We start from the raw sequence: 13,414 nt of genomic DNA, 5'->3' as shown, positions 1-13,414 counted from the left end.
TCGCGGTCCTCGGGCGGACTGGTGGGCGTACCTGATGAGCTTGAGGCCTTGCGGGGCGGCGGTGTGGTGCGGTCCGGGCGGGCCGTGCGGCGGGTGGGGGTGGTGCGGAATCAGCGGGCGGGTCGTTACGTGTTGCTGTCGTCGGGTGGGTGCCGTGGGTGGCGGGGGAGTGGGTCGGGTGTGGGGTGGCGGGTCGATGGTTGACGGCGGGTCGTCGGTGCCGCGTCGGCATCTTGGGCGGGTGTTGCGGCAGTTGCGCGTGGAGGCGGGGATGTCGGTGGACGGTGCGGCGGAGGCGTTGCGGTTCAGTCGGCGGAAGTTGTGGCAGGTGGAGGCGGGTCGGTCCGCCGTCAGTCGCACCGACGTGCGGGACATGTGCGTGCGTTACGCCGCGCGGCCCGAGCTGGTCGATGTGCTGGTTTCTCTCGCGGGGGAGACGCGGGCGCGGGGCTGGTGGCATGCCTACGGTGATCCGTTGCCGCGTTGGTGTGAGCCGTATGTGAGTCTGGCCGCTGATGCGCGGCGGCTCCGCGAGTACGCCGACGGGATGATTCCCGTGCTGCTGCAGACCCGTGACTATGCGGCGGCGGTGTGTCGGCGACGGCCGGATCTCACGGTGGGGGAGCGGGGCCGGTTGGTGGAGGTGCGGCTGCGGCGGCAGGAGGTGTTGCGGCGGTTGCCGGTGGCACCCCCGGTGGAGGTGGTGCTCGCCGAGTCGGTGCTGGTGCGTGCCGTCGGCGACCCGGCGGTGATGGTGGCGCAGTTGCGGCATCTGGTGGAGGTGGGTCGGTTGCCGCAGGTGTCGTTGCGGGTGGTGCCGTTGGGTGTCGGGGTGCATCGGGCACTGTTGGCGGGTCCGTTTTTGTTGTTGGATTTTCCGCCGGTCGATCGGGTGGAGCCGGATCCGCCGGTGGTCTACCGCGAGTTGTTGACCGGGGCGCTCTATCTCGACCGGGCCTCGGAGGTGGCCGAGTATGAGCAGGCGTGGGCCGGTCTGGACGCGGTGGCCCTGGACCACGACGAGTCCCGCCGGCTGATCGAGAAGATCAGCACCGACGTCCACCAACCGAAGATCTGACCACCCACAGGTTTCCTGTTTTCGCTGATCAGAGCAGATGCCACTCTCAATGGCACCCGTCGGGCGACGCCTACGACGAGGACGGTGCCATGCCTGTCGACGGCCTTCCGCCATCGAATCAGGTGGACAGCCGCCAACGAAACGTCCTCGGTGCCGCGAAGGTGTGGTCCGTTCCGTCGGTGGACCAGAATGCGGAGTTGAGGCGTTTTATCTTCTTCAGGGCGAGCGGCTGTCGCTGACCTAGACAGCCGCACTCAACGGTCGTGAAGTTGACATCCGACGGTCGAGTACTCGGCTGCGGTGACAGGCCTATCCCTAGTAGAATCTCGGCCGTCACGCTCGATGTCGTGAGCTAAGCGATCAGAAGGTTGGCGAATGCATGAGCCGAATTTCAAGATCGATGAGGCTTTCGAGGCGATGCGATTAGGGGAGCGCGGTGTCAAAGGGTTTGCCGGGTGGCTATCATATCAAGAAGGTACATCCAATGCTTGGGCGGCTACAGCGGTATACCCTCAACAAAAAGATGAGCTTCCGATGTGTGAAGTGCCTCCGTACGGAAGTGTCCGCCTCGATGGTTGTCGCTGCCGGGGACTGGTCTGCTTTGTGGTGTGTCGCTTGTTCGAATGTTCAATTGGCAGTGAGTCCAGCTGATCGACCCATTCGCGACGGTACCGTCCTAGCTCACCGCGAACAACAGGGCGCAAAAAATGGTACGGCCGGTACGACCCGCCAAATGCCGCGGGACATCTCCTGGATCGCCACGCTCTGCCGGGAGGAAGCTCAAGGCAAAGAACTGTCGGATGCTGATAGGGAACTCCTGCGAGGGCGAGCCGGTGAGCCGGCAGTGGTTGCGGCCGCACTTTACGCGGAGCTTCTCGTGGATGTCGAACTGCGTGTTGCTGCTGCATCTGGTGATGTACGCGCCCACCAGGAATTGACCGAGCTTCGGGACGCCTTGGTAGGTGCTCAACGGTCGGCTCGTAAGAGATTTGAGCGTGACCACCGTCGTTTACTTGCTGAGGCAAGTCGACCGAACCGGGCACCTGACTATCTCGATGCCATGGTTATGCGTCACGTCGCCGGTGTTTCCTTCGGCGAAGGGCTTATCCGATTGCTTGATTCTCTAGGTCTTCGGCCGGATGCAGTCGATCTGCCAAAGGCAGATTTTTGGGGATGGCTCGCTGTTCACGATGGTGTGAAGGACCGTGAGCTTCCGCTGGAGGTCCGGCGTCTTCGGCAACTGTCCGGTGCGGATTTCGTCAGCGCGGCTCTGAATGATATCAAACAGACATGTTATGACGAATCGTTGGCGCACGTGGCTGTGGCTGAGCGGTGGGAGCTGTATGCCGAGGAAATCAGGAATAAACTGCAGCGGGATCAGGAGCTCGTGGAGACTGAGCTGCGCAACCATGCTTCCCCATCAGAAAAGAAGCGCTTGTTTGCTCAGCTCAGAAAGTTAGGGCAACAATATGCCCGAGCTTCAGCTAGATGCCTAGAAGCTGAGCTGGTTGTCGACAACTTGCAGCTAAAGGCGGCGCAGGTACGTAGGGAGGAGTCCTTCCAGAGACTGCGTGCCCGCTGCCTAGGGGAAGCCGCGAGGGCGGTGGGATCTGAGGATCCCACGCTCTATGGATTGGTTGCCGAGGCATGTGAAGAACATCGGATAACATGCGCAAAGAGTCGCCGTCCCCACCCTTGTGCCGACTGTGCAGGGGAGATTGCCCGGACAGTGCGAGGGCGGATGGATGTGAGGGTGCTGTCGCTTCGAGTTGAAGGCATCGGAGATCGATCCCTTAACGCCGTTTCTGCGCAGGGTGAAGGGCTTTCCGCCGTAATGGGCGCGGTGGACCTGGGCGATGCACCGCGCACCATCTGGGAGAGTCGGGCCGTGGATGTGCCTAAAGGGCGTGGGGGGATCGGGTGGCGCGTCCCGTTACGCGGTTTGCATATCGAAGAAGGCTGGTGTCCGGTGCCGGACTCCGATCTAAACGATGGTTTGCGTGGAGAGATTCTGCAACTTCGAATCTATCACGACGACGGCCAGCATTCATTTAATCCGGAGCCTCATGGCGTTGAACTGCGTTACAGCGATCGGTGGGAACTCCACGGTGTCCGTTGGCCCGATCATCTAATTTCCGGAACGGTCCTTTCTGTCCGTTGGCAAGTTGACAGATCTGTGGTTACTATTCGAACAAAATTGTTGAAGGTGTCGGAGTGCGTCGAAGGTGTCAAATTCGACCACGAATACGACGCGCGCGTGCTCACCAGAGAGCATCTACCGGAAGTCGATGAAGGTGAGGCGAGGCATAGCCCTGCTGTGCAGGGTTGGGTGATGCGGACAGTGCGTAAGCTGGGTTATCTGAGTCCCGATGGGACGGCAACTATGCCCGGGGTGGCGTTGCGGTCGAACTGTGTGGCGCAAGGCATGCCGAAGTCGCTTCTGGGCGAAATTGGTCCGTCGGTGAGCGAGCTCGTCGGCCGCAAGAAGCTCCGGCAGGTGCTCGGCAGCCTAGATCAGACGGGTGTTCCGTCAGCACCTCCGCGCGCGGGAGAGCATCGTGTTCAGATGCTCCAGTATATTCCCCTCGTCGAGAAGGTGTTGACCCCTCGCCCGAAGGAAAAGCACATGGCGCGGCCCGAAAGCAAGGAGCATCGAGTTGCTGGGCATACGAGAAAACTGCCGGCAGGTAGAAAGCCGTCGGCGGAGCAGCTCGCGTTGCGCGAAGAGGCATGTCGAGCGGCCGGGGTTGTCGAACAACCGTTGCCTGATGGAACGACGTTCGTGAGACCCCACTTGCGGGGTAAGGGGAAGCGAAGTGGCGAGTATTCGAATCGCCGTCGATGATCTGCTTCCTTGCTGCTATGCTCCCGTCATAACCAGCAACAATAACCGTTGCCGCCGGGGAATGCTCAAGCATTGCCGTCGAGGGCACGGACGACGAGGATGGTCCCGTCGGAGCCGTACGAGTAGATCCCTCCGTCGACCGACGCTGCCGGCCGCTTGCGGGAGAAGGCCGGGGCGTCCCTCAGGTAGGCGCTGATCCGTCCCCCGGCCAGCTCACGGTAGAGCTGGCTCTCCACGCCACGGAACACCTCCAGCACCCGGCCCCCACCCAGGGGCGCACGGTGCCGGGTGCCCTCCGCCGAGATCCCGTGCGGCAGGTGGAGGGTCGTCGCGCTGCTCGTCGCCCACGCCGGATCCAGATCGAACAGGCCCGGCGGGGCTGCCGGATCCTCCGTACCGCGCTGCCGTGGGGTGGCGTACTCGCTGGCGGCGGAGCTGTTGCCGGCGAAGAGCAGCGCGGTGGCCGCCACGGCGCGGGTGAGGATCTGGGTGAACCAGCCACGCTCCGGCTCGGGTATGTCGAAGACCTGGGGTGCACCGGGTGGCAACTCCTCGGCCGGGTCGGTTCCAGAGCCGGTCGCGCCCACCGGCGACGGGGAAGTGGGGACGGCCTGTGCCGTTCGGATGTCATCCCGGGTGGCCGTGCGCGGTCGCCAGAACTGGTCCTCGGGGCGGGTGCTCAGCAGGCCGTCCAGCTCCTCGTCATCACCGGACCACAGCTCGTCGTCGCCGGGCGGATCGAGCACGTACGCGGTGATCCCGGTCTGGGTGAGGTGCGAGGCGACCATCAGGGCCGGCGGATGCCTACCACCCACCGACAGCGCCTCCACCTGGACGGCGGCCCGGGCGAGCTGGCCGTGGAGGAAACTCGGCGGCTGGTGGGTGCCCTTGCACTCCAGGATCACGATCTTCATCCGCCGGCGGGTCTTCGTGGCGTGGTGCCCGAGCAGGATGTAGTCAGGTCGTTTCTTGGTCGGCGAGACGGACTCCACCGCACCGCCGCCCTCCACGAAACCGGCCTTTAACGCCACCTCGGCGTCGACCGCGTGGAACGTCCACCCCGGGTACTGCCGGCGGAGCACGTGCCTGGCGACGACGAGGGCCAGGCCGATGCCCAACTGCTCGGACTGGGTCACCTTGTGGTGGTAGACGACCTCGTTGGCGTCGCGTGTCAGCGCGAGACGCCCACTGTTGGCCCTGGTCAAGGTCGCGCAGTAGCGTACGGCGGCCCAGTGCCGGGCGACCTGCGACAGCGGAGACGCCGTCAGCAGGGTGGTGGCCACCCCCAGCTCGTGCAGCACCCGGGCCGGGCTGGTCCGCAGCCCGCCGTTGCCGACGTCCACAGTGGTCAACTGCTTGTGATACCAGTACGCCTCGCGGCTCTTGGCGTGCGTCTCGGCATACCGCAGCACGTCGGCGACGAGGTCAGGAGATGATTGGAGCGCCAGCAGCGACTGGTAGCTCAGCGACGTTATGAGCTGGTCGATTTCCAAGTCCACCCCCGGTGCTGGCGCACTGCACAAGCCGGACACTCAGAGTGATCGAATGACCTCATCGTGTCAATGGATGCTGTCTTCCGCCCTGGCCAGCAACTTGAAGCAGCCCAGATTGACCCACCTGGTGGCGGACCAACTGGGTGCGGTCTCTTTGCCGTGGACGCAGCCTTCCGGTCCCTCTGCTCTCTCGGGACGACGGCCGACGATGGAGGGAATCGAGTCAGCTACGGGTCCGGGGCGCTACTGAGGGCCCCATTCGACTACGCCGGTAAGGTCGCTGGTTCTGCGGTTCACGGAAATCCATGCACCGCCGGGTGGTGCCTGCATGCGCCAGTCTCCATCGCGCCACAGCAGGGTGAGCGACAGGACGTGGAACTGAGGTGCTCCGGCCGATGGTGCACGGAGCACCAGCCCGATCACGGCGGTGTCCGGGGTGTAGGACTGGTAGCTGAATCCGGCGATATCGCTTTGGGCGGCAGAATCGATTGACTCGTCGCGCACGGCTGCCATCGCCGCCAAGAGCCGTTCACGGTCGGCGCTGGGCACCAGCTGCCGCTCGATGGCGGGCTCCCAGTACCTGCGAGGTCCGGCGCACCTCATGGCGATCTGTGCTGCGGCGATGAGGGCACCAACGGGGGTATGTGTGAAGCCTGAGGCCGTAGTGGCGGTGATCTGCGTCGGGCCTGCGCTGTCGCTGATCGGCACAGGGTGCGCGCCGAGCAATTCCCACCGCACATCGTCGGGTGCCACGGTCGGGACCGCGGTGGGTGCTGCCAGTGATGGCGTACTGATTCCTGAACCAGATCTTGCCGACGGGGGCGCGCTCACCGTGCCCCGGCTGTCGCTGTCGAGCGTCGACACCGTGACGACGATCCCTGCGATGCCGATGACCAACGCTACTGCGACGCTGACGACGAGGCCCGGTCGTGTCCAGAGCGGACGCTCGGCTGGTGCCTCTGTCGGTTGCGGCATGGGTGTATCTCCCTGAGTCAGGGACGCGGGCGGCAATAGCAGGGTAGGCGATCCGTGTGGCGGATGGTGACCTGACGATTGACGGCGGATAGTCGGCCGATCCAAGCTGTCGAAGATCGCGGTGTTGAGTCATCAATCTGACATGAACGTCAGGGAGTGGCGACACATCGAGTAGCCATAGTGGACGCTGACGTAGCATGCCTCGGGTGATTCGCTCATGAGGCCGACCATCGCCGCCGATACCCTGCGTCGGACCCTCACCCAGTACCTCCGTGACGAGTTGGCGGTGTTCTGGCACGGCACGCCCAGCCCGTTCCTCACCAGCCGCCTCGTGCAGCGTCGACAACTGTGACGGTGCTACCTGCGCTCGGCCGGCGACTGACGACGCGAAGGGCGAAGGTCAGCCGACCCACGGAGTGTGTCTGCGTCAACTGCGGCGGCATCGTCGACGGTCGGTCGAACACCCGCCAGCGTGGCCCGGACATCGCCTGGTTCGTCCACTGCCGACCGTGCGCGGACCTGGTCGCCGACCAGATGCAACCGCTCGGCCTGCTGCCGGGCGGCAGCGTCGACCTCTACCGGTGCCGCACCTGCGCCAGCCTCCGGGTCTGTCGCACCAACTGGCGGACCCGGTGCCACCTCTGCCTGGACGAGCGGTCCGCCGGCCTGAGCCTCGCCGCCGGGGCACGCCTGCTGTCCCGACTGTCCGACGAGCCGGAGCTCGTGGACCAGGTACGCCGCTTCGCCGGCCTGGCCGACGCCGACACCATCCCCACCCGGGCCGCCGCCGAGTTCCAGTCCGCGCTCGCGCTCGGCGCGGAACTCGACAGGCGTCGCCGCGACGGCTGGGCTGAGCTGGTCGGCGACGTCCACGGCCTACCGTGGTACGGCGAACGGCAGGCATCCTTCTCCCACGGCACCTGGGGGCTGCACCTGCGCTGCGACTCGTGGCAACGCCTCCGCGACCGCAGTTGCCCCCGGTGCCCACCCGAGCCCGAGGACCGGACCTTCGCCGCACTGCGCGACACGCCGTACCTGCTGTATCTGGTGCGGCACGGCGGGTTGCAGAAGTTCGGCGTCGGCGGCGTTGATCGGGTACGGCAACACCTGCGGGCGGGTGCCCAGGTGGTGGAGGTCGTCGAGGGGCGGCACGCCGACGTCATCGAGGCGGAGGCGGACCTCAAGCGGGAGAAACGGGCGGCGGGGGAGTCGCTGAGCTGGTGGCGTACCCGGCGGATGCCGCAGACGTTCGGAGCGGGCACCGAGGTGGTCCGGGCCGGCGTACGGATCAGGCTCGCCGACTACCTCCGCGACGGAAACGACGTGACCAGCCGCTTCACGGGCACCTCTGGTACGACGCGGGAGGATGCCCAATGATCCCCTGTCTATCGGGCGACCGGATGGTGAGTGGACCGTCTCCCGGCGCTAGGTGACGAGGCGGTAGTTGGGGATGCCCTGGTTGCGTTCCTCGGCGGGCAGGGCAAGGGAGAGCGCCCTGACCCCGTCCGGAACGGATGTTCTGGACAGGTGAATTCCCTCCAGACAGGTGTCGCACCAAAAGGAGGCGTAGCCGTGTCGAGCCTCTGGAGAAGCGGTGAAGACCAGGCGCAGCGTCTGATGGCTGCAGTTCGGGCATGGAAGATTGGAGGAGGCCGGCAGGGCGCCGTACACGACATCATACGCGTCCAGCCACTCGTCGAAGCTTGCCATCAACGTCCTTCCTCGGGCCTGACCGGATGGTCGTTCCACCATCGATCTTCGTGGGCGTACGCCCGGTCCTCGAAGGTGTCGGCCTCGTCACGGGTGGTGGGGTAGGGACGCCCCTCCCGGAGTTCCGACACGTGAAACCTCTCGTGCTCAAGGGTCCGGGCCAGATCCTCCTCGGTGCGGAACGCCTCGCGGCAGAGCATGACCGATTGATCGGGTCTAGTCACTCCGCACACGCCCGAGATCCGGTTGTTGATGCTGAACCGAATGCCGGAAACTTCGATACCGTATTTGGTTGCTATCGCCTGTACCGACTCCAGGCTCATCGGCATCCGGGGCCCACGGCCTCTGCCTCGTACTCGATTGAGGTCATCAGCAGTGGGGCCGGCGCGCTGGAGCCGGTTGAGGGCCTGCTTGAGCGCGTCGATCAGGTCACCAAGGCGGCGGAGTTCCGGCAGCAGCCGTCGCAGGCTGGCCAGCAACCCGCGCAGCAATCGCGCGATCCGGGCCGCCCACGACCCCACCAGCGTGGTCACCTGCTCCACCACCAGCGGGGTCGCCAACCCGCCGGTGACGAGCAGTTCGCCCGCGTACACGATGAGGCGGGAGACGCAGGCGGCGATGGCGTCGCGGACGAGGAGCCGGACGGCGGCGACCAGGCCGGCGGCGCCCTCGGTGGCGGCGGCGAGGGTGTCCGCGCCCTGGGCGAGTGCGGTGACGGCCCGGTGCTGCTCGGCGGCCCAGGCCCGGTAGGCGGGGCCGGCGTCGCCGCCCCAGCCGGCGACCTCGGTGCGGACCGCGTGGGTCAGGTCGGCGGCATCGGCGCGCAGGGAGGCGGCGACGTTGCGCCAGGTCTGGGCGTGCGCGGTGATCTGCGCGGGGTCACCGGCGAGCCAGTCCAGGGCCTCGCTGAGCGGTCTGACGTGCTCGATGAGCCAGGCGATGCCGTACTGGAGCAGCGCGCCGACCGGGTCGGAGACGAAAGCTAGGGCGTCCAGGCCGGCGCTGACCACGCCGAGGCTGCCGTCGATCCAGCTGCCGGTGCGGATGCCCTGGGCGATGAGTTCGATGTCCTCGCCGATCCAGATCCCGGCCCAGGCGGTGGGGCCGGCGGGCGACGCGGTGGCGACCAGGGGGTTGCCGGTCACCGGCGGTCCCGTACCCGGTCGAGCTGCCGGGCGGCGTGGGCGTCGGCGGCCCGGTAGCCGTCGGCGCCGGACCGGAGTCTCACGGCGGTGTCGCGGACCGATCCGGCGGCGGCGTCGACACCGTCGACCAGGGTCCGCTGGAGGCCGGCGAGCAGCATCGGCATGATCGCGCAGAGCTGCCCGTACGCGTCGGCGTCGAGCTGGACGTGTTGGCCGGCGCGGCGGGCGGTGTCGAGGCTGTCGGCGCAGCGGTCCAGGTGGGCGGCGTGGGTGGTCAGGTCGTCCGGGTCGACCCGGATGCCGTCACCGGTGGGCATCCGGGGTGCCCTGGCCGGGGTCGAGCCGCTGCCGGTGCGACTCGATGATCGCCTGGGCGGTCGGGTCGTCGGGGCCGAGGATGCGGGTGGTGGCCTCGGTGATCCGCCGCAGCAGGTCGGTGCGGGCGGCGCGGCTGGTCGTCATGATCTGCCGGGCGGTGTGGGCCGCGCTGTGCTGCCGGGTCTGTTCGTCCAGCCGCAGGTCGACCAGCAGGCCGGTGGGGTCGACGGTGACCTCGACGGTCCGGTCGGGACTGCGGGCGGTGCCGGTCAGGGCCTGCACCTGCGCCGCGAGCCGCCTCGCCCGTTCCGCCCGGTCGGTGAACGACGACTCCCACTCGTCCAGCCGACGGGCCGTCGCGTCCAGCGCCGCCTCGTCCGCCCACATCCCACCCTCCCCGGGGAGCATCGGCCACGGCTGCGCCGACACCGGCCCCGGCAGCGCCGAGCGTCAGCGGGCGGCAGACCCGTGATCACCGACACGCTATCAACCGGTCACTCGCCGCAGTGTCCCGCCGTGTTCATGAAAGTCGATGTTGCGTGGCGCTGTCGCCCCGGGGCCGGCGGTGGCCCAGCTCACCGCCGTCGCCCGGGGCGGGACGTCGCGGCGGTCCGGCCCGGGTGCGTAGAGTTCCCGGGTCGGGCCGGCGGTCGGCCCCGGACGTCAGGGCGGGACGATAGCGGACATGACGGTGGACAACGGCGGACAACCGGGCGACGCCGGCAGCCGGCGACACGACGCCGGCGGCCCGGGGGTCGACCAGGACGAGTTGGCGGTCGCGCTGCGCGTCTTCGCGGCGTTGGAGTCGCTGCCCAGCGACCACCCGGACGTGGTGCGGGTGCAGCGGGCCACCGCCCGCCTGTTCAAGATGGTGAAGCAGCGCCGACGCGAGGAGCGGCGGGAGGCCGTGCTCGCCCACGACCGTGCGGTCACCGCCGCCACCGCCACCGGCGCACCGGGCCGGATCGACGACGAGACCAGGGGCATCCCGCTCGCCTCGCCGACCGCCGGTGACTCCGCCGGCACCCTGATCAACCCGCGCGGCTGCTACATCTGCAAGACCCGCTACCGCCAGGTCGACGCGTTCTACCACCAGCTCTGCCCCGACTGCGCCACCCTCAACCGGGAGCGCCGCGACGCGCGCTGCGACCTGACCGGGCGGCGGGCACTGCTCACCGGCGGCCGCGCCAAGATCGGCATGTACATCGCGCTGCGGCTGCTGCGCGACGGCGCGCACACCACGATCACCACCCGGTTCCCGCACGACGCGGTCCGCCGGTTCACCGCCATGCCGGACAGCGCCGACTGGCTGCACCGGCTGCGGGTCGTCGGCATCGACCTGCGTGACCCCGCCCAGGTGGTGGCGCTGGCCGACGCGGTGGCCGCGCAGGGTCCGCTCGACATCCTGATCAACAACGCCGCGCAGACGGTACGCCGCACCCCCGGCGCGTACGCCCACCTGGTCGCCGCCGAGGCCGTGGCGCTGCCCGAGGGGCCGCTGCCGGAGCTGCTCACCTTCACCGGCGGCCGGGGCGTCACCCTGGCGCTGCCGGACGGCACCCTGCCGGCCCCCACCATCGCCCCGCACGCCCTCACCGCGCTGGCGCTGACCGGCCGGTCCGCCACGCCGGAGCGGATCGCCGCCGCCACCGCCGTGGACGCCGGTGGGCTCGCCCCCGACCTCGGGGACACCAACAGCTGGGTGCAGCGGGTGCACGAGGTCGACCCGGTCGAGCTGCTCGAGGTGCAGCTCTGCAACGTGACCGCCCCGTTCGTGCTGGTCAGCCAGCTCCGGCCGGCGCTCGCCGCGGCCCCGACCGGGCGGGCGTACGTGGTGAACGTCTCGGCGATGGAGGGGCAGTTCGCCCGGGGCTACAAGGGGGCGGGACACCCGCACACCAACATGGCCAAGGCGGCGCTGAACATGCTGACCCGCACCAGCGCCGAGGACATGCGGGCCGACGGCATCCTGATGACCAGCGTCGACACCGGCTGGATCACCGACGAGCGCCCGCACCCGACGAAGATGCGCCTCGCCGACGAGGGTTTCCACGCCCCGCTGGACCTGGTCGACGGCGCGGCCCGGGTGTACGACCCGATCGTCCGGGGCGAGCGGGGCGAGGAGCTGTACGGCTGCTTCCTCAAGGACTACGCCCCCTGCGCCTGGTGACCGGGGCCGGCGGGGTGGCGGGCCACCCCGCCGCCGGTCGTCGGTCGAGGGGGCCGGCCGGTCAGTGTCGGGCGGGTCCGCCGGGCTCGGCTCGACCCTGCGCGGTGGCCGAGGGCAGGGCGCTGCCGCCCTCCGGTGCCTCGCCGGCCATCAGCCGGGCGATCTCCGCCCGGTCGGCCGCCGACGGCAGCCCCCACTGCGGCCGGTAGCCGTAGACCTTCCGCAGCGGCCGGGCGGAGGTCCGGCCGTCGAGGATCTCGACCGCGTCGGTGTCGATCAGCCCCGGATGCTCCACCCCGCACGCCTCGGCGACCTTCACCAGGTCCCGGCGCAGGGTGCCGATGTAGTTCGCCGCCCGCACCGACTTGCGGGCCGGGTCCAGGCCCCGGGCCAGCCAGGCGTTCTGGGTGGCCACGCCGGTCGGGCAGGTGTCGGTGTGGCACTTCTGAGCCTGGATGCAGCCGATCGCCAGCATCGCCTCCCGACCCACGTTGACCAGGTCGCAGCCGAGCGCGAACGCCACCACCGCGTTGTCGGGCAGGCCCAGCTTGCCCGCGCCGACGAAGACGGTCTGTTCGTGCAGTCCCCGCTCGGCGAAGGTCCGGTAGACCCGGGCGAAGCCCTGCTGGAAGGGCAGCGACACCGAGTCGGTGAAGATCAGCGGCGCGGCGCCGGTGCCGCCCTCGCCGCCGTCCACGGTGACGAAGTCGACGCCCCGCCCGGTGTCCCGCATCAGCGTGGTCAGCTCCTCCCAGAAGCCCAGGTCGCCGACCGCGGACTTGATCCCGACCGGCAGCCCGGTCTCGGCGGCCAGCAGCTCCACCCAGTCGAGCAGGCTGTCGCAGTCGGAGAACTCGGCGTGCCGGGACGGGCTCACACAGTCCCGGCCCGGCTCGATGCCCCGGGTCGCGGCGATCTCGGCGGACACCTTCGCCCCCGGCAGCAGCCCGCCCAGGCTGGGCTTCGCGCCCTGGCTGAGCTTGATCTCCAGGGCGCGCACCGGCGCGCCGGCGACCAGGTCGCGCAGCCGGGCGAGGTCGAACCTTCCCCGGGCGTCCCGGCAGCCGAAGTACGCCGTACCGAGCTGGAAGACCAGCTCCCCGCCGTGCCGGTGGTACGGCGACAGCCCGCCCTCGCCGGTGTTCTGCAGGCAGCCGGCCAGCGCGGCCCCCTGGTTCAGGGCGCTCACCGCGTTGCCGGACAGCGAACCGAAGCTCATCCCGGAGATGTTGACCACCGACGCCGGGCGGAACGCCCTGGCCCGGCCGCGTGCCCCGCCGAGCACCTTCGCCGCCGGCAGCCGCACGTCGTGCCCGGCGGTCGGCACCGACGACGGGACGGTCCGGGCGAAGGTGCGGTGTTTGATGATCGGGTAGCCGGGGCTGCGTTCGATGTCGTTGTCGGTGCCGAAGCCGAAGTAGTTGTTCTCCTGCTTGGCCGAGGCGTAGATCCACCGCCGCTGGTCCCGGGTGAACGGCCGCTCCTCGTCGTTGCCGGCCACGATGTACTGCCGCAGCTCCGGCCCGATCGCCTCCAGCAGGTAGCGGGCGCGTCCCACCAGCGGGAAGTTGCGGAGCAGCGCGTGGTCGCGCTGGAGGACGTCACGGGCGGCGAGGCCGGCGACGGCGGCGGCGATCACGGGTACGGTGCGGCTGGCCCACTTCATGCCGGCCACACTCC

At 68.7% G+C, this 13,414-nt stretch carries 12 protein-coding genes; 5 read left to right on the top strand and 7 right to left on the bottom strand.

Features of this window, described 5'->3' with window-relative positions; genetic code table 11:
* Window positions 1-241: 241 nt before the first annotated feature.
* Both O7625_RS22885 and O7625_RS22880 read left to right on the top strand, forming a co-directional pair.
* Complete coding sequence (locus O7625_RS22885; protein WP_282341394.1) at window positions 242-1,078, top strand: helix-turn-helix transcriptional regulator; 837 nt, start codon at window positions 242-244, stop codon at window positions 1,076-1,078.
* Window positions 1,079-1,955: 877 nt separating this feature from the next.
* Window positions 1,956-3,923: a hypothetical protein gene (locus tag O7625_RS22880; protein WP_282341392.1), complete on the top strand. Its 1,968-nt coding sequence runs from the start codon at window positions 1,956-1,958 to the stop codon at window positions 3,921-3,923.
* Window positions 3,924-3,988: 65 nt separating this feature from the next.
* Here the strand turns inward: O7625_RS22880 and O7625_RS22875 are convergent, their stop codons facing one another.
* Window positions 3,989-5,422, bottom strand: a complete 1,434-nt coding sequence (locus O7625_RS22875) for a hypothetical protein (RefSeq protein WP_282341390.1) — start codon at window positions 5,420-5,422, stop codon at window positions 3,989-3,991.
* A 237-nt stretch (window positions 5,423-5,659) separates the two neighbouring features.
* Window positions 5,660-6,391: a hypothetical protein gene (locus tag O7625_RS22870; protein ID WP_282341388.1), complete on the bottom strand. Its 732-nt coding sequence runs from the start codon at window positions 6,389-6,391 to the stop codon at window positions 5,660-5,662.
* A 217-nt stretch (window positions 6,392-6,608) separates the two neighbouring features.
* Between O7625_RS22870 and O7625_RS22865 the strand changes: the two genes are divergently transcribed.
* Window positions 6,609-6,743 (top strand): hypothetical protein, encoded by a 135-nt coding sequence (locus O7625_RS22865; RefSeq protein WP_282341387.1) that lies wholly within the window; start codon window positions 6,609-6,611, stop codon window positions 6,741-6,743.
* Window positions 6,740-7,768, top strand: coding sequence for a hypothetical protein (locus O7625_RS22860; RefSeq protein ID WP_282341385.1), 1,029 nt, complete (start codon window positions 6,740-6,742; stop codon window positions 7,766-7,768). The genes O7625_RS22865 and O7625_RS22860 overlap by 4 nt, the downstream gene beginning before the upstream one ends.
* A 48-nt stretch (window positions 7,769-7,816) precedes the next feature.
* Here the strand turns inward: O7625_RS22860 and O7625_RS22855 are convergent, their stop codons facing one another.
* From O7625_RS22855 to O7625_RS22840, 4 genes are read right to left on the bottom strand one after another with little or no spacing between them, the layout of a single operon-like run.
* Complete coding sequence (locus O7625_RS22855; RefSeq protein ID WP_282341383.1) at window positions 7,817-8,101, bottom strand: hypothetical protein; 285 nt, start codon at window positions 8,099-8,101, stop codon at window positions 7,817-7,819.
* The gene (locus O7625_RS22850) at window positions 8,101-9,246 is read right to left on the bottom strand and encodes a WXG100 family type VII secretion target (RefSeq protein ID WP_282341381.1); all 1,146 of its coding nucleotides are present in this window, start codon (window positions 9,244-9,246) and stop codon (window positions 8,101-8,103) included. Before O7625_RS22850 ends, O7625_RS22855 begins: the two co-directional genes overlap by 1 nt.
* The gene (locus O7625_RS22845; RefSeq protein WP_282341379.1) at window positions 9,243-9,563 is read right to left on the bottom strand and encodes a type VII secretion target; all 321 of its coding nucleotides are present in this window, start codon (window positions 9,561-9,563) and stop codon (window positions 9,243-9,245) included. The genes O7625_RS22850 and O7625_RS22845 overlap by 4 nt, the downstream gene beginning before the upstream one ends.
* On the bottom strand, window positions 9,550-9,951 hold the full coding sequence (locus O7625_RS22840; protein ID WP_282341377.1) for a YbaB/EbfC family DNA-binding protein: 402 nt from the start codon (window positions 9,949-9,951) through the stop codon (window positions 9,550-9,552). The genes O7625_RS22845 and O7625_RS22840 overlap by 14 nt, the downstream gene beginning before the upstream one ends.
* A gap of 298 nt (window positions 9,952-10,249) precedes the next feature.
* Here O7625_RS22840 and O7625_RS22835 point away from each other — a divergent pair, with 298 nt between their 5' ends.
* Entirely contained in the window at window positions 10,250-11,734 is a 1,485-nt protein-coding gene (locus O7625_RS22835; protein WP_282341375.1) for an SDR family NAD(P)-dependent oxidoreductase, read from the top strand.
* Between the two features lie 61 nt (window positions 11,735-11,795).
* Here the strand turns inward: O7625_RS22835 and O7625_RS22830 are convergent, their stop codons facing one another.
* Complete coding sequence (locus O7625_RS22830; protein ID WP_282341373.1) at window positions 11,796-13,400, bottom strand: FMN-binding glutamate synthase family protein; 1,605 nt, start codon at window positions 13,398-13,400, stop codon at window positions 11,796-11,798.
* Window positions 13,401-13,414 lie beyond the last annotated feature (14 nt).

This window comes from Micromonospora sp. WMMD714, from assembly GCF_029581315.1.
GTDB lineage: Bacteria > Actinomycetota > Actinomycetes > Mycobacteriales > Micromonosporaceae > Micromonospora > Micromonospora rifamycinica.
The sequence above is the reverse complement of the archived record's forward strand: the minus strand, read 5'-3'. Positions and strand labels throughout refer to the sequence as shown.